Source organism: Streptomyces sp. NPDC044063, from assembly GCF_056434285.1.
The window spans coordinates 62,806-80,355 of sequence record NZ_JBWKFM010000001.1 but is presented as its reverse complement, the minus strand read 5'-3'; the positions used below and the strand labels follow the sequence as shown (position 1 = coordinate 80,355).

The window sequence follows — 17,550 nt, the reverse complement described above, 5'->3', positions numbered from 1 at the left end:
ATGAGCACCGCTTTCCTCGGCGGCGAGCTGGCCCTGGCCTCGGACGACGATCCCGTCCTGGACGCCTACGTCGCCAAGCTCCGCGCCTCCGTCCCAAGGGTGATCAAGCGCCTGGGGCAGCTCGGAGGGGAACGGACCGCGAGCGAACTGGCCCTGTGGGGGCAGCGGTTCGCCACTCTGGACGACGACGCCACCCATCGCGTCCTCTCCCACCCCTTCTTCCCCTACCTGTGGCGCCAGCTGATGCTCGCGGCCCAGCGCAAGGACGCCGGCTTCGTCCGCACCTGGTCCCGGCACTTCGCCCGGTTCGTCGCCCTGCCGCACGCCACCGGCGACGGCTCCCGCACCGAGCTGCCCCTGGCCGAACCGGCCACCGAACTGCGCTTCCCCGGCGAGCGCCACCACCTGGCCTTCGACACCACGGTGGACCGGGTGGTGATCGACGACAGCGGCGACGGAACCGTACGCGACGGCTCCACCGCGCTGCCCGCCTCCTACATACGCGGCGAGGGCGCGGCCCGCCTGGGGAACACGCTGCGGGTGCGGCGCCCGGTCATCACCGGGACGGACATCGAGATCGACAACACCGACCCGTGGATCGCCCGCCACTTCGCGTCGATGAACTCCCACGAGCCCCAGCCCGGCTACCCCCGCTCCGACCTTGTCGTGCGCGACATCGGCGAGCAGGACCTCGCCCACATCTCCCGGGCCTTCTCCCTGATCGAGGACGTCTGGCCCGGGCTCGCCGCGGAGATCCGCGCCTACACCCGCCTGTTCGTCCCCTACGCGTCACAGTTCCACTCCTCCTTCACCGAGGCGGTCCTGATGGGCGCGGTGTTCCTCTCCGAAGCGGCGCAGCCCTTCGAGGCCACCCACTACACCGCCGAGCACCTGCTGCACGAGAACTCCCACCTCAGGCTGATGCTGGTCCTGGAACTCGACCCCCTGGTGACCGTCGCCGAGGGAACCACCTTCAACTCTCCCGTCCGCAAGGACGAACGCCCGCTGTGGGGCATGCTCATGGCCGTCCACGCCTTCGCCCGCATCACGGCGTTCCACCGCCGGGCCCACGACCGCACCGGCCTGGAGATCCACGGCGAACTGACACGGAAGAACGCCGGCCTCCTCAAGAAGGGCCTGGACGAGATCGAAGGGGAACCCTCGGTGACGTTCACCGCGGCGGGAACGGCACTGTGGGAGCAGATGCGGGCGGAGACGGAGCAGGCCGTCCGATGACAGAGACCACCACCCGGGTCCAGAGCGGCTTCCGGGACCTGCTGGGCGACGGGACCGTCCGGCTCCTCGTCGTCTGCTCGCTGATCAATTCCGTGGGCTTCTTCTCCATGGTGCCCTTCCTCGCGCTCTACCTCGCCGACATCACCTCCCTGCCACCGGCCGCGATCGGCGCGTTCACCGGTTCCATCGCCCTGGTCGGCGCCGTGGGCGCGCTGGCGGGCGGTGCGATCACCGACCGGGCGGGGGCCGGAAGCCTGCTGCGCGCCGGCCTCGCCCTGTACACGGTGCTCTGCGCGGCGCTCGCCGTGGCCACGGTCCCGGCAGTGGTCCTGCCGTTGATCGTGTGCCTGGGCGGAGGGCTGATGCTCGCCGGCCCGTCCCTGAAGAAGCTGATGAGCCTCGCCGCCGGAGAAGGCGGTGGGCTGGTCTTCCGCATCCGGTTCATGACCCTGTCGGCCGGCGCCGCCCTCGGCCCACTGCTGGGCGCCGCCGCCTACAGCGTCTCCCGCCGGGCCCTGTTCGGCGTCTCCGCCGCCCTCTTCGCCGTCTGCCTGGTGCTGGTGCACGCCCGACGGGACGCGCTGGCGGCGCTGGACGTCCGGTCCGGCACCGCCGGGCGGGAGCGCTGGGCGTGGACGCGGTCACTGCGCGACGGGCGGTTCCGGCTGGTGCTCGTCTCGGCCGTCCTGGTGACGCTGGTCTTCTCCCAGTTCGAGTCCGTGATCCCGCTCTACCTGAAGGGCGAGGCGGGAGCCGACGCGTCCACGCTGTTCGCGGTCGTCTTCGCCGTGCACGCCGCCCTCGGCTTCCTCTACCAGTGGCCGGCCGCGTGGCTGGCCCGGCGGACGTCCATGCCCGCCCAGGCGGCCGTGGGCTGTACGGGCTACGCCGTGTCCTTCGTCTGCTGGGGTACGTCGGGGGGCCGTCTGTGGGTACTGCTGGCCGGCGTGCTCGCCTGGACCGTCGGCGAGGCGTTGCTGATGCCCATGGCCGACCTGATCACCCATCGCATCGCGCCGGACGCGGAGAAGGGGGCCTTCTTCGGGGCGCTGGAGATCCGCTACCTGGGCTTCTTCACCGGCCCCGTCCTTGGCGGTGCCCTGCTCGACCACGGCATGTGGTCCTACTTCGGCGTGATGGCCGTACTCTCCTTCGCGTCCTGGCCCGTGCTGCGCTCGCGCTCCCTGTCCTCGGCGGCTCAGTAGCCCACGGTGAACCGGCGCTGGACGAACCGGGGCAGCTCGGCCTCGTCGACGAGCGCGACGGCGGCGTCCTCGGCCGAGATCCGGCTGAGACCGTCGGCGTCGAGGACGGGCTGGTCGCCGCCGACGCGGAAACGGCCGGTGCGTTCCCCGGGGGCGATCTGCTCGGCGGGGCTGAAGTAGGTCCACAGCCGGTTCGAGGTGCGCAGGACGTTCAGCGCGTCGCGGTGGCCGCGTACCGCGGCGGCGTACTCGCGGGGCAGCCCGATGGAGTCGAGCGTCTCGTGGAGGAGCTCGTCGTGGTCGGCGCGGACGACGCCCGGCGCGATTTCCAGGCTGCCGGCACCGCCGATGACGATGAGCCGGGTGCGGGGGTGGCTCTCCAGGGCCTTGAGCAGCGCCCGGGCGGCGCGGGCGTAGAGGGTCGGGTCCGCGATGGAGCGCCGGAGGGTGTCGGTCATGTCCCTGGCCGCGTTGCCCGGCTGGAATCCGCTGATGAGGACGTCCAGTCCGGGCAGGACGGCGGCGATGCTCGCGGCGTCGAGGACGTCGACGCTCGCCCGGTCGAGGTTCTCGCGCCGGTCGTCGATCGCGGAGGCGTCGCGGCTGAACGCCGTGACGCGGTGTCCGCGCCGGAGGGCCTCGGTGACGACCCGGCTGCCGATGGTGCCGGTGGCTCCGATGACGCCGATGTGCATGGTTCTCCCCTTGATCATGCCGATGTGCGGCGCGAGCCACGTCTCGCCTCACGCCGTGCCGGAACTATACGGTGTGAAGTTTTCTCACGGCAATCAGTGAAGTGACGCTGTAGAGTGGCCGCGTGGCAGGCACCAGGAGCACCGGACGACGTGAGCGGCTGCGAGCCGAGACGACCAGTGAGATCAAGCGCACCGCGCTCGAGTTGATGGGGTCGGGCGGTCCCGACGCCATCACCCTGCGGGCCATCGCCCGCGAGATGGGCATGACCGCCAACGCCATCTACGGCTACTTCGCCACCCGCGACGACCTGGTCACCGCGCTGATCGCCGACGTCTACGGCGCGCTCGCGGACGCGGTGGACGCCGCCTGGACGGCCTCGTCCCAGTGCGATCCCGCGGCCCGGATCCAGGCGTGGGCCCACGCCTTCCGCGACTGGGCCCTGGCCAACCCCGAGGGCTTCCGGCTCATCTACGGCGACCCCGTCCCCGGCTACCGGGCCCCCGAGGGCGGCGCCGCACCGGACGCCGCCCGGCGCGTGTGCGTCGGCATCACCGCCGTCGCGGCCACGGCCTGGGAGAACGCCGGATCACCGCCCGGGGAGGACGACTTCACCTGGGACGACTTCGACCCGGGCCTGCTCGACAAGGTCCGCCCGGCCTTCCCGGACCTGCCACCGGCCGGCGTGGCCCTGGCCCTGCGGATCTGGGGCCACCTGCACGGCCTGGTCACCCTGGAGATCTACGGCCACCTGCGCACCCAGACACCCTCCCCCGACAAACTCTTCCGCGCCGAACTGGCCCAGCTGGTGCGTTCGTGGGGCTTCGACGCCGACTGACGGCATGGGCGGCGGCTGACACGGGCAGCGGCCCTGGTGGGCTCCGAAGCCTTGGCGAACGCGGGCGTGGGGCGGGTGGATGGCAACGCATCGCCGCCGTCCCGGCCGCCCGTGATATCAAGGCCTCGAAATACCGACGCGTGGAGGACCCGTGAGCACCCGTCCGTGGACCATCGACAGCATCGCCCACGCCCTGCCGCACCCCGAGCTCCGCGCCACGTTCATGCGTGACGTCTCGTTCACGGACGTGGCCGAGCTGCCGGGGCTTCTCGACCGTTGGGTCCGGTTCATCCAGGATTTCGAATCCGGTCGGGACCATATCGAACACCTGCGGGCCCTCATTCGCGAGCACGGACGGCTCCCCGACACCTACTGCGCCGGCCTCGTCGACGTGAGCGAGGAAGAGCTCCGTACCGCCGCCGACCATGGTCGCCGAGGTGCCGCGTGACGCACCGGATCCATATCGACTCCAGCCTCCACGCCGCCTACAAGAGCCTCCCCGACGTCGCCCGGCGCGACCTCGCCGTCTGTCTCCTCGACGCCCTCGCCGACCCCCTCGGCAACTCCAGCCCGTACGGCATCGACGACGGCATCTTCCGGACCATCGCCCACGGCCATGCCGCGGGCGTCATCATCGTCGGATCCGCCACCATCACCCTCGTACAGATCAACTACATGGGCTGACCGGACGACGACGAGGGCGTCCTGGCGACGAGCAGCGCGTGTGCGGCCCGCAGGGTCGTGGCCTGCCGGAGGTCGTCCTCGGTCAGGGGGATGCCGTACTGCTCCTCCAGGACGACCTGCATCTCCAGCGCCAGCAGGGAGTCCGCGCCCAGGTCCTCCACGAAGCGGGCGTCATCCGTGACCTCCTCGGGGTCGAGTTCGAGGGTCTCGGCGATGACGGCGCGCAGCTCGTCGATGTCGATGGTGGTGTTGTCGAGGGTCATCGCGCCTCCAGGGCCGGGTCGGTGGATGTGGGGTGCGCCGCCGTCAGGGCGCAGGTTCCGTCGGGGCTCACGGTGCCCACGACGAACGGTGGTCCCGGCGCCGTGAGGCCGTGCACGAGATGGAGGACCGGCAGCAGGGTTCCGCTGCCCGTCGGGACGATGTCGATCGGGACGCCCAGCGACCTGAGCTGGTCGGCGAGCAGGGTGGCCACCTCGCAGCGGTCCGCGATGAGGCGGACCGGGGGGTGCTTCGGGGCGACGCGGGCGAGCGCGTCGGTGGTCGCCCGCAGGGCATCGGGGGCCCGTGTGCCGGGAGGCAGGAAGAAGGTGGCCGTGGCGCAGGTGCCGTGGATCGTGGCACCGCGGGCTTCGGCGGCGGTACGTGGTTCGAGGACGAGCACGGCGGCGCCCGTCTCGGCGGCGGAGCGGCCGGGGTGGTGGGCCGGGAGCGCGGCCTCGGTGGAGCCGGCGAGCAGGAGGTCGCACCGGCCCGCCGCGTACGCGCGGGTCCCCGCGAGCAGCGCTTCGAGGCCGGCCGCCCGTGGCGAGGTGAGGGTGAGGTTCCAGCCCTTGACGCCGTGTTCCATGGCGGCCCGGCCCGCGAGGGTGTTGATGGAGAAGTACGGGGCCGTGGCCGGGCTGAGCCGGTCGGCGCCGGCGGTGGTGACGGTCTCGTCCATGGCGTCGATCAGGGCCGCGATGCCGTTCTCCGTGCCGACGGCCATGCCCCGCCGTGGTTCGGGAACATGGGCCGGCGCGTCCCCGGCGTCGCGCAGGGCGCGGCGGGTCGCGGCGATCAAATAGCGGCAGCCGGGAGGGACGTACTTGTACCCGCGGGGGCCGAGCTCGCCCACCACGTCGAACCAGTCGTCACCGTGCCGTGCCGCGGGGGCTCGGAGGTCGAGCCGTGCCGGGTCGTCGCCCCGTGGGGAGACCACGCCGACGCCGGTGACCACCAGGGCGTCCGTCGTCCTGCTCGTCATGCGGTGCGGCCCTCCAGCACGAGTGACACGTTGTTCCCTCCGAAGGCGAAGGCGTTCACCAGGACGTGGCGGCCGGTCAGGGGCATGGGCGGGCCCTCGGGAAGGCTGACCGGGCAGTCGGGGTCCTGGTCCGGCCCGAGCGGTGGATTGGGCGGTACGGTGCCGTGGTCCAGCACGAGCGCCGCCGCCAGCGCGCCCAGAGCACCGGCGGCCCCCGCGGTGTGGCCGATGAGGGACTTGAGGCTGTAGACGGGCAGGCGCGCCGTCCGCTCGCCGAAGACGGCGCCGAGGGCCCGGCTCTCCACGACGTCGTTCAGGCGGGTGCCGGTGCCGTGCGGCACGACGCATCCCACCGTGCCGGTGGTGGCCCCCGCCGCGTCCAAGGCGTCGGTCATGGCCCGGCGGATCTGGACGCCGTCGGGCTCCGGCGCGGTCAGGTGGTGGGCGTCGCAGCTCCATCCGGAGCCGGCGAGTGTGGCGTAGACGTGCCGGACGCCGCGGCGCCGCGCGTGATCCGCCGACTCCAGGACGAACACGGCGGCTCCTTCCCCGAAAACCGTGCCCGCGCGGTCGCGATGGAAGGGCCGGCAGGCGTGGGCGTCGACGGCTCCCATACGGTTGAAGCAGGCCAGGGCGATCCTGCTGTACGCCTCGGTCCCGCCGGCCACGACGACGTCCGCCTCCCCCGCGCGGATCAGGTCCGCGGCCATCGCCAGGGCGAAGCCGCCCGCCGCGCACGCGTTGCTGACACAGGTGGGACCCGCGGTGCTGCCGATCGCGGCCGCGACGTCCGTGGCGACGGTGAAGGACGGTGACGAAGGCCGGCCGGGGTCGAGTGGGCGTTCCCAGTGTTCGGCGTTGCCTCCGCCGGTGCCGATCACCACCGGGGCCCCGGCGCGGTGAGCGGCGGTGAGACCCGCGTCGGCGACGGCCTCGTGGGTCGCGGTGAGCGCCAGCCGGCTGGCACGGCCGACGGAGGCAGGGACAGAGAGCACCGGCCCCGGTTCGGCCGGTACCGGGTGGATCAGCGGCAGTCGCATCCGGGCGCCAGGGTCGGCCGCCGGCTGCGGGCGGGTCCTCGGAGCGGAGCACAGGGCCTTCCACATGGCGGGCACTCCGACGCCGAGGCAGGATACGGCCCCCGCTCCGGTGATCAGGACGGGCGTCATTCTTCACCTTCCGGTGGGGCTTCGGAGAGCAGTACGGCCGCCGCGGCATCGTCCTGCGGCGCGCCTCCCGACACGGCGAGGGCGGTGGGCGGGATGCCGGACGGCCGGGCGGCGGTGAGCCAGGCGGCGGCAGCGACGCACTGGAGCACCCCGAGCGCGCCGGAGGCCGGCGGCAGGGTGCGGCCGATGTCGCACACAGCGGAGGGAACGCAGTGCGGGCGTCCGTCGCCGGGCGGGAGCCAGAGGCCCACCTCCGGGCCGGCGCCCACCGCTCCGACGGCAGCCGCCGCGTCACCACGGCGGGCGTACGCGGTCACCGCCGCGGAAGCCCACCGTCCGCGTTCGGCCGCCGCCTCCGGGGTCTCCAGTACGAGCGCCGCCGCGCCGTCGAGCAACCGGTCGTCCGGGGCGCGGGTTTCGTCGGCCACGAGATGCAGCGGAATCGGGTCGGCTGGTTCCACGCCCACCACGAGCACGCGCCGGGCCCGCCCCGAGCGAAGGGCCGGCATGGCCCACCCCACGGCGTCGAGCCCCGAGGTGGGGCCGTTGCACAGCGTCAGATTGAGGGCGTGCAGCCCGAACCGGATGGCCACGCTGGAGGCGACGACGTTGCTGCACGCGGTGGGCAGGTCCACGACCCGCAGCGCCGCCGGGCCCGACCGGACGGCCGCCTCGCCGGACCGGCACACGGTGTCGAGATTGCCCAGGTTCGAACTCACCACGGTGCCGACGGTCTCCCCCGGCACGGTGAGCGAACCGTCCTCGTACAGCCCCGCGTCGGTGAGAGCGGCCTCAGCCGCGAGAAGGGCGATCCTGGTCGCCCGGTCCTTGAACCGCGTCTCCCTGCCCGACGGCGGCCAGGGGCCGGAAACGTGACCGGGGCGGGCGGGCCCGAGGAGGCCGGCGCCGTCCCGCACTCCGGGCAGCGCCACGCCGGTCCCCGTCACCAGTGCAGGTGTCATCCGGCCTTCCCCAGGATCGCCACGGCGTTGACGCCTCCGAAGCCGAACGCGTCGACCTGGGCCGTACGCGGCCCCGCGCCGCCGCCCACCCCCTCACCGGCCGTGGCGAACCGCAGCCCGCTCGCCTCGTCGATCGGGTCGCTCAGACCCACGACCGGCGGCACCCGGCCGGTGCTCAGGCACTCGGTGGCGACCACCGTGGCGAGCAGCCCGGAACAGCCCGAGGTGTGCCCGGTCATCGCCTCCACGGTCGTGATCAGCGGGCCCTCGTCGCCCGGGCCGAAGACCCTGGCGAGCGCCAGCGCCTCCGCCCGGTCGTTGACGAGGGATCCCGTGCCCTGCGCGTGGACGAGGTCGATGTCCGACGCCTTGACCCCGGCCAGTTCGTGCGCCCGTGTCTGCGTGCCGACCAGTCCGTCCAGGTCGGGCGCGGTCACATGGCGCGCGTCGCAGCCCAGGGCCACCGAACGCAGCACCGCGCGGGCCGGTCCCCGGCGGCGCAGCACCACGGCGGCCGCGGCCTCCCCGAGCAACTGACCGCGGCGGGCCCGGTCGAAGGGCCTGATGTCCTGCGGCGTTCCCGGCTGTGCCCGGTCGAGCAGCCCGTACATGCTCGCCGTGATGGTGTCGACGCCCGCGGCCACCACGGTGTCGGCGTCGCCCACGGCGAGCAGGTCGGAGGCGAGGGCCAGCGCGTACAGCGAGGCGGAACAGGCGCCCGCGAAGGTGTGGGTGTCGGTGGCGCCGAACCGATCCCGCAGCGCGCGGCCGAAGGACAGCTCGGCGACGTCGAGCCGGCCCCGCTCCATCCACCGCCGCTCGGCCGTCCGCAGGCCGCGCAGTCCGGTGCCGACCAGGACCGGGACGTCGGTCAGGTCCTCGGGCACTCCGGCCCGGCCGAGGGCCTCGGCGACGGCCTCGCACAGCCAGTCGGCCGGTTCCCGGGAGGGACCGGCGATCTCGAAGGCGTGCCGCGTGCGCAACCGGGAGGTGTCGAAGGCGCGCAGGGGTGCCGGGCCACCACGTCCGGCGCACAGGGCGTCGAACGTGGCGGCGACGCCCGTGCCGAGGCTGGTCACAGCACCCGTCCCGGCGATCCGCCAGATCTGTGCGGGGCCGTTCACAGGGCATCCCAGGAGGCGGCGACACGGTCGGCCAGGCCGCGGATCGTGGGCGGATCGTCGAAGGTCGTCGCCAGGGTGCGGCCCAGGGTGGTGCCGAGGGTGGCGACGACGTCGATGAGGACCAGCGAGTCCGCTCCCAGGTGGTGGAGGTTCTCGTCCACGCCGGGCAGTCGCCCGTCCTCCGCCTCCAGCAGCCCGGCGACCTGCCGGCACAGGATCTCCTGGAGCACGGCGCTCCGTTCACCCGGCGCCACCCGCTCCACCCGGCGGCGGGCGTCGTCCGACGGACCGGCGGGAGCGGAAGGCCGCTCGGCGAGGTGCGGGAGCCGTGGTTCCACCCAGTGGCGGCGGCGTTCGTACGGGTACGTGGGCAGGGGCACCCGGCGCCCGGCGGAGCCGTACCAGTCCGTCCAGTCGACCTCGGCGCCGGCGGTCCAGGCCCGGCCCACGGCGTCCAGCAGGATCTCGGTGGCGGTCCGTCCGCCGTCGGGTCCGAGGGCGAGGGCGACCAGGCCGGCGTCCTTGAGCAGCGCGGCCACCGCCTGCGGGTCGTCCTCCGCGGTCTCCGGGCGGGTCCAGGTGTCCGGGAGGACGGCCTCGTCCGGCCGCAGCCACGCGGCCCCCAAGGCGACCGGGACGCCGGGCTCCGTACAGGTCACCACCGCGTCACCGGGCGGGAACACCCCGGCCAGGCATCCGGCGGCGAGCCGGCCCGCCCCCTGGCCGACCACGGCGGCGGGCGGCGCACCCCACGCCCGGCACGTCCGCGCCAGCGCGTACGGCACGACGAACCGCGCCGCGTCCCCGTCCTCGTCCTCCATGACGGATCGCGGGTCGGTGCCCAGCGCCGCCGCACACGCGTCCACCGCGTCCCGGAACGCGACCGCCCGCCCGTACAGTTCGGCGGCGCCCGGAAGGGGACCCGTGCCGGTGAGCACGTAGGCGAAGCGCGGCCGGGTCCGCTCGCGCTCACCGGCCCGTACGCGGTCGGGGTCCAGGACCGCCAGGGTGAGCGCCGCCTCGCCGGTACTGGTGCAGACCGCGGCCCGGCGGTGGGCGTGGTGGGCCCGGCCCGCCGTCAGGGTGTGCGCCACCGTCGCGAGGTCCAGCCCGGGGTGCGCGCGCAGGTGCCGGGCCAGGGCCCCGGTGGCACGGTCCAGGGCCCGGGGTGTGCGGGCCGAGATCAGCAGCAGTTCGGCGTCACGCGGTCGCGGTGCCGGCGGGGGCGCGGGGGCCTCCTCCAGGACCACGTGGGCGTTGGTGCCGCCGATCCCGAACGAGCTGACCCCGGCCCGTCGGGGACCGCCCCCGTCCGGCCATTCCGCGTACGCGGTCCCGATGCGGAAGGGGCCGCCCGCGAAGTCGATGTCGGGGTTGGGGGTACGGAAGTGGAGGCTGGGCACGAAGGTGCGGTGGCGGAGCATCAGGACCGTCTTGATCAGGCCGGCCATGCCGGCGGCCGTGTCCAGATGCCCGATGTTGGTCTTGACCGACCCCAGCACGGTCGCGGATCCGGAGCCGAACGCCCTGTTGAGCGCCGCGACTTCCACCGGATCACCCAGCGGCGTGCCCGTGCCGTGCGCCTCCACGTAGCCGATCGTCGAGGGCGGGCAGCCCGCGACGCGCTGCGCCTCCTGGATGACGGCGGCCTGCCGCTCGACGCTCGGCGCGGTGAATCCGGCCTTCAGCGCCCCGTCGTTGTTGATCGCCGTCCCTTTGATCACGGCGTGCACGGTGTCGCCGTCGGCCAGGGCGTCCTCCAGCGGTTTGAGGACGACGAGGCCCGTGCCGCTGCCGATGACGGTGCCCCGGGCGTCCGCGTCGAACGCCCGGCAGTGACCGTCCGGCGAGAAGATCATTCCCTGCTGGTACGTGTGCCCCTCGTCCTGCGGCATGCGCAGGTGGACGGCGCCCGCCAGCGCGATGCCGCACTCGCCGGCGAGCAGGCTCAGACAGGCCAGGTGGACGGCGACCAGTGAGGTGGAGCAGGCGGTGTTGACCGCGACGCTCGGTCCGCGCAGGCCGAGCTTGTACGAGACGCGGGTGGTAAGGAAGTCCTTGTCGTTGGCGAGCATGAGCCGGTAGCGCCCGGCCGCCGAGGCCTCGGCGTACCGGCCGGCGAGATGTCCCGGCAGGTAGGTGTTCATGCCGGCGCCGCCGAAGACCCCGATCTCCCCCTCGTACGCGCGCGGGTCGTACCCGGCGTTCTCCAGGGCGGCCAGCGCGCACTCCAGGAAGTGCCGGTGCTGCGGATCGAGGATCTCGGCCTCGTCGTCGCCGATCCCGAAGTGACCGGCGTCGAAGGCGTCCACTCCCGGGACCGTCTGGACCGCGCGTACGTGGCCGGGCTCCGCCAGGCGTACGGGATCGGCCCCGGCGGCGAGCAGTTCCTCCTCGGTGGCGAACCGGACCGTCTCCCGGCCCTCGCGCAGCACGTCCCAGAAGGCGTCCACGGACTCGGCGCCGGGGAACCGGCACGCCATCCCGATGATCGCGACGTCGCAGCCCGTCATGCCCCCGCCCCACCGCCGCCGCCGTTCAGGGTGACGCCGAGCTCCGCGGCGGTCTCGTGCATGGCCAGGAACTGCGGGGCCACGAAGCGCGCCGCGTCCTCGGTGGCGCCCAGCCGGGTGAAGAGGTCGACGAGTTCCCTCTCCTGCGCGGCTGTGTCGCCGCGGTTCCCGGCGATGTCCAGGACGACGCGTCCGAGCCGCTCCTCGAGCGCCGGCAGGTCGGCGGCGCGCGGGAAGGTGATGCCGAAGGTGGAGCGGTCGTGGTTCTCGTCGCGCCGGACGGCCCGCCGCCGGCTGGCGGCGTTGAGCTTGTAGAACATGCAGCCCCAGTTCAGGAACGAGTAGTAGTTCAGCAGGGGGAACAAGGTGCAGTGCGTCTCCAGCGGGGAGGAGGCGTAGAGCCCCTTCTCCTTGAGTTCGGCGACGATGCGGTCCGGGTCGTAGGAGTAGCGCATGGCGATGAACGGAAAGACGATCCTGGGCAGTTCGTCGTCGTCGGCGAAGAGCAGCTGTTCCAGATCGTCGCGGAAGGACGCGTCGGCGAGCCGCTGCCCGAAGGTCCGGTAGAAGCCGCGCACCACCTCGCGCGTATCGGATTCCATGGTCAGGATCTGCTGCGGATCGGCGCACAGCACGATGTAGGGAATGCGGTGGCGGAAGGCGTGGAGGATCGCCCGGATGACGAAGAAGGTGCGGCAGGAGACGCACGGCAGCTTCTCGTCCAGGTATTTCCCCGGTTTCGTCGGGGTCCGGTTGAAGACCTCCCGCATCACGGCCTTGATGCCGTCGTCGTCCGAGTCGAGCACGAACGTGGCGGGAATGCGCTCACGGGCCAGCCGGATGTTCTCGGCGGTGTGCGTGCTCTCGAACGGCACGTCGAAGGTATAGCAGAGCACCCGCTTGCCGTAGTCGTTGACGAACTTGTCCAGCATGTAGGTGCTGTCCTTGCCGCCGCTGTACATGAACAGGCAGTCGTGGTCGCCGTGCGGGTTGGGGCCGCCGCGCGTGAACTCCTCGAAGACCCGCTGGGTGTAGGTGAAGTTCTCCAGCAGGTCACCGGCGAAATCGAGTCGGCACAGGCTGCACACGTCGTCGTCTCCGAGACTGACGCCGGGGTGGTTCTCCTTGAGCGCGCACACGGTGCACATGCGCATGACGGACGCTCCTTCTGTCTCGGCCTAGTGGACGCGGCGGCGCCGGCGCAGTTCGCCCAGGGCGGTACGGGCCGCTGCCGTACGGCGGGGCGTGTCCGGCGGACCCATGCGGCGGGCCAGCGTACGGACGGTCGGGTACATGAACATCTCCACCCGCGTCAGCGGAATGTGCTCGCGCGCCCGCAGCCGGGCCATGACCCGCATCAGGGACAGCGAATCGCCGCCCACCTCGAAGAAGTTGTCCTCCACCCCGACGTGGTCGAGGCCCAGCACTTCGCACCAGACGGCGGCGACGGCCCGCTCGGCGCGGTCCGCCGGACGGTCCCCGTCCGCGGGCGGGGCGGGCGCGGGCTCGGGCAGGGCCCGGCGGTCGGTCTTGCCGTTGGCGGTGAGCGGGAGCCGGTCCAGCGTCAGGAAGAGGGAGGGGATCATGTAGGCGGGCAGCACGCCGGCCAGGTGGGCGCGCAGCTCCCCGGCCCCGGCCGGGGAGCCGTGCGGGACCGTCCAGGCCACCAGCCGGTCCCCGCGCGGGGCGACCACGGCCTCGGCCACCGCCGGGTGGGCGCGCAGCACCGCCTCGATCTCGCCGGGCTCGATCCGGTGGCCGCGCACCTTCACCTGGCCGTCGGCGCGGCCGAGGAACTCCAGGTGCCCGTCGAGCCGGCCGCGCACCAGGTCGCCGGTGCGGTACAGCACGCCGGTGATGCCCGGTACGGTCACGAAGCGTTCGGCGGTCAGCCCGGGCCGGTTCAGGTAGCCGGAGGCGACCTGCTCCCCGCCGATGTACAGCTCGCCCGCCATCCCGGGCGGCAGTGGCCGTCGCTCCTCGTCCAGTACGTGGAAGCGGGTGTTGGGGACGGGCGGCCCGATCAGGGGCGGTCGGCCGGGCAGTACCTCGGCGGCGGCGGCCCAGATGGTGGCCTCGGTGGGCCCGTAGAGGTTCCATACCCGGCTTCCGTGGCGCGGCAGCCGTTCGGCGAGGTCGGGGGGCATCGCCTCGCCGCCGCAGAGGATCCGTAGCGGCGCGTCCTCGGGCCGGCCTTCCCAGCCGGCGTCGAGCAGTGTGCGCCAGGTGGCGGGGGTGGCCTGCATGACGGTGGGGCGGCCGTCCTCCAGCAGGCGCCGGAGCAGGAAGCCGTCGCCGGCCGCCTGGGCGGGGGCGAGTTCGACGTGCCCTCCGGTGGCCAGGGGGACGTAGAGCTCCAGGCCGGCGATGTCGAAGCAGACGGTGGTGACGGCGAGCATGCGGTCCGCCGCGGTGAAGCCGGGTTCGCGGGCCATGGCGCAGGTGAGGTTCGTCAGCGCCCGGTGGCTGATCCGTACGCCCTTGGGTCGGCCGGTGGAGCCGGAGGTGTAGATGACGTAGGCGTCGGAGGCGCTCTCCACACCGGTTCCGTGCTCGGGCCCGGCGTCCTCCACGGTCTCCCGCTCCCGGTCCAGCACCACCACCCTGGTGCCCGTGGCGGGCAGGGCGTCGGCCGACCGCGAGTCGGTGACCAGCAGCACCGGTGCGGCGTCGGCGATCATGCCGGCGATGCGGCCGGGCGGGTAGAGGGGGTCCAGCGGTACGTAGGCCGCGCCGGACTTCATGATGCCGAGGAGGGTGACCACCAGGTCGCAGGAGCGCTCCATGAGGACGCCGACCGTGCGGCCGGGGCCGGCGCCCAGGGCCCGTAGGTGCCCGGCCAGGTGGGACGAAAGGCGGTCCAGTTCGCCGTAGGTCTCGGTACGGCCGCCGGCGGTCACGGCGGGCGCGTCGGGGTGCAGCGCGGCGCGCTGGGCGATGAGCCGGTGCACACCTGTATGGAGAGGGAACGCCGCCGCGGTGTCGTTCCGGGCAGCGGCCGCCCGCCGTGCCTCCTCGGTGCCGAGCGGGACGCGGGCCGGCTCCGCGTCCGGTGTCCGGGCCAGGTCCCGCAGGTAGGCGGCCGCGTAGGCGGGGAGCGGGCCGGGCGGGCCCACCCACCGGCAGGGGCCTGGGCCACGCGGAATACGAATCAGCAGGTCGGTACCCGGTGGCAGGCTGGCCGTCGCGCCTCCGCCGGTGTCCTCCGTGAGCTCCACGGCGATCGGCAGCGCGTCGGCGGGCAGCCGGGGGTGACGGGCCCACAGGTCCCACGGGACGGGCGCCCGCTCGGTGGCCTCGCGCAGCCGGGCGGCCATGTCGGCGCGCAGCGCGGCCGCGTCCCGTCCCGCGATGGCCGGTAGACGCAGCGGCACCCAGTCGGCGTACAGCGCGTCGGTGACGGGGTGGCCGGTGCCGGTCCGCGGCAGGCGCAGGCGTACGTCGGTGCCGGGTGCCGCCCCGGCTCGGACGAGGAACGCCAGGAGGGCCGTGAGCAGCCATTCGGCGCGCTCGGCCCCCGTTCGGCCGATGCCGTCCGGTACGGGGACGGTGGCGGTGACGGGCGCGGCGGCATCCCGGTGGGGCAGGTCCGCCGGGGCCAGGCCGGTGAGCCGCCGTACCCAGAACGGCTCGTCGCGCAGGGCGCGTACCTGGGCCCGGCCGGCCACGTCCAGCAGGGCGGGGCCGGGTACGGGGAGCCGGGCCGGTGGCGCGTCGACGCGGAGGGGCTGCCCGGACGGCGTGGTGATGCGCGACAGCAGCACGTCGTGACTGCCGGTGGCGACCACGAGGGCGCCCCCGTCGTCCGTCCGTAGTACGGTGCCCGGTGGCCGTCCGGAGCGATCGGGAAGCACGGTCAGCGCGCGCACCAGCACGGGCCGGTCGTCGAGGATCGCCTTGGCCGTGCCGAACGGGTTGGGGTGCGGCCCGAAGTCGGCGGCCCGTACGGCGGCGTCCAGGTCCTCGGCGGGCCGGTCCCAGCCGAGGAACCCACCGCCGGGCGGCCGCTCGAAGCGGCCGTGGTGGACGCGGTGGGCCGGGTCCTGCGGCTGCCTGCGCACCCGGTCCGTCGCGAGCAGGTCGATCAGTTCGCCGAAGGAGTCGATGCCCGCTTCCAGGCAGGTGACGTTGAGGGTTCCGCTGGTCTCCCCCGGTTCCAGGGGGACCTCGCGGCGCAGCAGGACGTCACCGGCGTCCGCCTCCTCGGTCATCACGTGCCAGGTCACGCCGTGGGACGCCGCGCGTCCCAGGAGCGCCCAGGTGGTGGCGTGCAGCCCGGCGTGGCCGGGCAGCGGGGCGTCGTGGAAGTTGACCGCGAGGTGCCGGGGCAGGGAGAGGACGGAGGCGGGCAGCAGGCGCAGGTTGGCGATGCTGAAGAGGTAGTCGAACGGTTCGGCCGACAGGAAGCCCGTCAGGTCCGGGCCGAAGCCGGTCGCCCGCAGGCCGGCCCGTTCCGCCCAGTCGCGCAGGCCCGCGTCGGGGGTGACCACCCCGAGCACCCGGTGGCCACGCTCCAGGAGGAGCTCGGCGCACGAGGCCAGCATGGCGTTCTGTCCGATCAGGTGGCAGCTGAAGCGCCGTGGTGTGTGCGTCATCCCAGTCCCGCCCTCGTCATCACCCTGCGCAGCGCCGTCAACCGCCGGGCGTGGCGCGCCGCGTCCGCCCCCGGGCGGGGGTCGAGGACGTCGGCCCGCGCCGTGGCCAGCACTTGCGGGTCGGTGTACTGCAGCAGCCCCTGGGCACCGTGCCGCTGGCCGATGCCCGAGTCCCGCCGGCCGCCCAGGGGTGCGGCGTAGGAGACGTGGGCCGTGCGGAATCCGTCGTTGATGCCGACAGCCCCGGCCGTCAGCCGTGCGGCGACGGCCTCGGCGTGCGCCGGGCCGCGGCTCCATACGCTCGCGGTCAGGCCGTACGGGCCGTCGTTGGCGAGCTCGACCGCCTCGGCGTCGTCGTGGAAGGGCCGGACGGACACCACGGGGCCGAACGTCTCGTCCCGGTGGACGGCCATGCCGGCCGTGACGCCGGCCAGGACGGTCGGCTCGTGGAACAGCGGGCCGATGTCCGGACGTGCCCGGCCCCCGTACAGCAGCCGGGCCCCCTTGCCGAGGGCGTCCTCGATGTGCCCGGTGACGCGGTCGAACTGGCGGCGGGAGGTGAGCGAGCCCATGTCGGCGCCGAAGTCGAAGGCGCTGGACATCCTCATCGCGGCGACGTGTGCCAGGAAGCGTTCCAGGAACCGGTCGTGGACGGAGGCGTGGACGAGGACGCGCTCGGCCGCCATGCACAGCTGCCCGGCGCTGGTGAAGCAGGCCCGTACGGCGCCGGCCGCGGCCCGTTCGACATCGGCGTCGGCGAGGACGACCAGCGGGTTCTTCCCGCCGAGTTCGAGCATGCAGCCGATGAGCCGGTCCGCGGCCCGGCGGGCCAGGGTCCGTCCCACCGCGGTGGAGCCGGTGAAGGCCAGGTGGTCGGCCCCGTCCAGCAGGGCGGGCCCGACGTCCTCGGGCTCGCCCACGACCACCTGCCAGAGCTCCTCGGGCAGGCCGGCCTCGACGCACAGCTCGCGCACCCACACGGTGGTGCACGCGGTCTGCGTGTCGGCCTTGTGCACCACGGCGTTGCCCGCCAGCAGGGCGGGGACGACATCGGTCACGGCCAGGCTGAGCGGGTAGTTCCACGGGGTGATCACGGCGACGACGCCCTTGGGGTGGCGCAGTTCGCGGACCCTCGTCAGCACCGGCAGCGGGGGGGGGGGGGGGGGGGGGGGGGGGGGGGGGGGGGGGGGGGGGGGGGGGGGGGGGGGGGGGGGGGGGGGGGGGGGGGGGGTGTTTCTGACGTTGGGGAGGGGCTGGGCTTGTTCTTCCCCTGATGGGGAGGTGG

15 protein-coding genes are annotated in these 17,550 nt (G+C 73.8%); 5 read left to right on the top strand and 10 right to left on the bottom strand.

The genetic code is table 11. The features are described 5' to 3' along the window. Together AC07BS_RS00340 and AC07BS_RS00335 are read left to right on the top strand one after the other, a co-directional pair. A complete protein-coding gene (locus AC07BS_RS00340; protein ID WP_478928983.1) occupies positions 1–1,236 on the top strand; it encodes an aKG-HExxH-type peptide beta-hydroxylase in 1,236 nt (411 codons plus the stop codon). Continuing rightward, entirely contained in the window at positions 1,194–2,441 is a 1,248-nt protein-coding gene (locus AC07BS_RS00335) for an MFS transporter (protein WP_478928981.1), read from the top strand. Before AC07BS_RS00340 ends, AC07BS_RS00335 begins: the two co-directional genes overlap by 43 nt. On the opposite strand, the gene AC07BS_RS00330 is transcribed toward AC07BS_RS00335, so the two are convergent. After that, the gene (locus AC07BS_RS00330; protein WP_478928979.1) at positions 2,435–3,136 is read right to left on the bottom strand and encodes an NAD(P)-dependent oxidoreductase; all 702 of its coding nucleotides are present in this window, start codon (positions 3,134–3,136) and stop codon (positions 2,435–2,437) included. The genes AC07BS_RS00335 and AC07BS_RS00330 overlap by 7 nt on opposite strands. 122 nt (positions 3,137–3,258) lie before the next feature. Between AC07BS_RS00330 and AC07BS_RS00325 the strand changes: the two genes are divergently transcribed. The 3 genes from AC07BS_RS00325 to AC07BS_RS00315 all read left to right on the top strand — a co-directional run bounded on the left by AC07BS_RS00325 (position 3,259) and on the right by AC07BS_RS00315 (position 4,656). Then, entirely contained in the window at positions 3,259–3,972 is a 714-nt protein-coding gene (locus AC07BS_RS00325; protein ID WP_478928978.1) for a TetR/AcrR family transcriptional regulator, read from the top strand. 151 nt (positions 3,973–4,123) lie between these two features. Next, a complete protein-coding gene (locus tag AC07BS_RS00320; RefSeq protein WP_478639143.1) occupies positions 4,124–4,420 on the top strand; it encodes a hypothetical protein in 297 nt (98 codons plus the stop codon). Next, positions 4,417–4,656 carry a hypothetical protein gene (locus AC07BS_RS00315; RefSeq protein WP_478639145.1) on the top strand — a complete coding sequence of 80 codons (240 nt, stop codon included), beginning with the start codon at positions 4,417–4,419 and terminating at the stop codon, positions 4,654–4,656. Before AC07BS_RS00320 ends, AC07BS_RS00315 begins: the two co-directional genes overlap by 4 nt. Here the strand turns inward: AC07BS_RS00315 and AC07BS_RS00310 are convergent. Genes AC07BS_RS00310 through AC07BS_RS00270 form a run of 9 tightly spaced genes read right to left on the bottom strand, consistent with a single transcriptional unit; the run spans position 4,644 to position 17,407 of the window. Further along, entirely contained in the window at positions 4,644–4,919 is a 276-nt protein-coding gene (locus AC07BS_RS00310; RefSeq protein WP_478639146.1) for an acyl carrier protein, read from the bottom strand. The two genes, AC07BS_RS00315 and AC07BS_RS00310, sit on opposite strands and share 13 nt — an antisense overlap. Next, a complete protein-coding gene (locus AC07BS_RS00305) occupies positions 4,916–5,902 on the bottom strand; it encodes a beta-ketoacyl synthase N-terminal-like domain-containing protein (RefSeq protein WP_478928975.1) in 987 nt (328 codons plus the stop codon). The genes AC07BS_RS00310 and AC07BS_RS00305 overlap by 4 nt, the downstream gene beginning before the upstream one ends. Then, positions 5,899–7,071, bottom strand: a complete 1,173-nt coding sequence (locus tag AC07BS_RS00300; protein WP_478928974.1) for a beta-ketoacyl-[acyl-carrier-protein] synthase family protein — start codon at positions 7,069–7,071, stop codon at positions 5,899–5,901. Before AC07BS_RS00300 ends, AC07BS_RS00305 begins: the two co-directional genes overlap by 4 nt. After that, on the bottom strand, positions 7,068–8,033 hold the full coding sequence (locus AC07BS_RS00295) for a beta-ketoacyl synthase N-terminal-like domain-containing protein (protein WP_478928972.1): 966 nt from the start codon (positions 8,031–8,033) through the stop codon (positions 7,068–7,070). Before AC07BS_RS00295 ends, AC07BS_RS00300 begins: the two co-directional genes overlap by 4 nt. Next, the gene (locus AC07BS_RS00290) at positions 8,030–9,157 is read right to left on the bottom strand and encodes a beta-ketoacyl synthase N-terminal-like domain-containing protein (protein WP_478928970.1); all 1,128 of its coding nucleotides are present in this window, start codon (positions 9,155–9,157) and stop codon (positions 8,030–8,032) included. The genes AC07BS_RS00295 and AC07BS_RS00290 overlap by 4 nt, the downstream gene beginning before the upstream one ends. Next, a complete protein-coding gene (locus AC07BS_RS00285; protein ID WP_478928968.1) occupies positions 9,154–11,670 on the bottom strand; it encodes a type I polyketide synthase in 2,517 nt (838 codons plus the stop codon). Before AC07BS_RS00285 ends, AC07BS_RS00290 begins: the two co-directional genes overlap by 4 nt. Next, entirely contained in the window at positions 11,667–12,824 is a 1,158-nt protein-coding gene (locus AC07BS_RS00280; protein WP_478928966.1) for an adenine nucleotide alpha hydrolase family protein, read from the bottom strand. Before AC07BS_RS00280 ends, AC07BS_RS00285 begins: the two co-directional genes overlap by 4 nt. A gap of 24 nt (positions 12,825–12,848) precedes the next feature. Beyond that, complete coding sequence (locus AC07BS_RS00275) at positions 12,849–16,265, bottom strand: amino acid adenylation domain-containing protein (protein ID WP_478928965.1); 3,417 nt, start codon at positions 16,263–16,265, stop codon at positions 12,849–12,851. Next, positions 16,262–17,407, bottom strand: coding sequence for a succinic semialdehyde dehydrogenase (locus tag AC07BS_RS00270; RefSeq protein ID WP_478928963.1), 1,146 nt, complete (start codon positions 17,405–17,407; stop codon positions 16,262–16,264). The genes AC07BS_RS00275 and AC07BS_RS00270 overlap by 4 nt, the downstream gene beginning before the upstream one ends. Positions 17,408–17,550 lie beyond the last annotated feature (143 nt).

Excerpts from the sequence above, each read along its gene's own strand:
- AC07BS_RS00340 (WP_478928983.1), top strand. The coding sequence starts at position 1 with ATGAGCACCGCTTTCCTCGGCGGCGAGCTGGCCCTGGCCTCGGACGAC.
- AC07BS_RS00330 (WP_478928979.1), bottom strand. The coding sequence starts at position 3,136 with ATGCACATCGGCGTCATCGGAGCCACCGGCACCATCGGCAGCCGGGTC.
- AC07BS_RS00310 (WP_478639146.1), bottom strand. The coding sequence starts at position 4,919 with ATGACCCTCGACAACACCACCATCGACATCGACGAGCTGCGCGCCGTC.
- AC07BS_RS00305 (WP_478928975.1), bottom strand. The coding sequence starts at position 5,902 with ATGACGAGCAGGACGACGGACGCCCTGGTGGTCACCGGCGTCGGCGTG.
- AC07BS_RS00300 (WP_478928974.1), bottom strand. The coding sequence starts at position 7,071 with ATGACGCCCGTCCTGATCACCGGAGCGGGGGCCGTATCCTGCCTCGGC.
- AC07BS_RS00295 (WP_478928972.1), bottom strand. The coding sequence starts at position 8,033 with ATGACACCTGCACTGGTGACGGGGACCGGCGTGGCGCTGCCCGGAGTG.
- AC07BS_RS00285 (WP_478928968.1), bottom strand. The coding sequence starts at position 11,670 with ATGACGGGCTGCGACGTCGCGATCATCGGGATGGCGTGCCGGTTCCCC.
- AC07BS_RS00280 (WP_478928966.1), bottom strand. The coding sequence starts at position 12,824 with ATGCGCATGTGCACCGTGTGCGCGCTCAAGGAGAACCACCCCGGCGTC.
- AC07BS_RS00275 (WP_478928965.1), bottom strand. The coding sequence starts at position 16,265 with ATGACGCACACACCACGGCGCTTCAGCTGCCACCTGATCGGACAGAAC.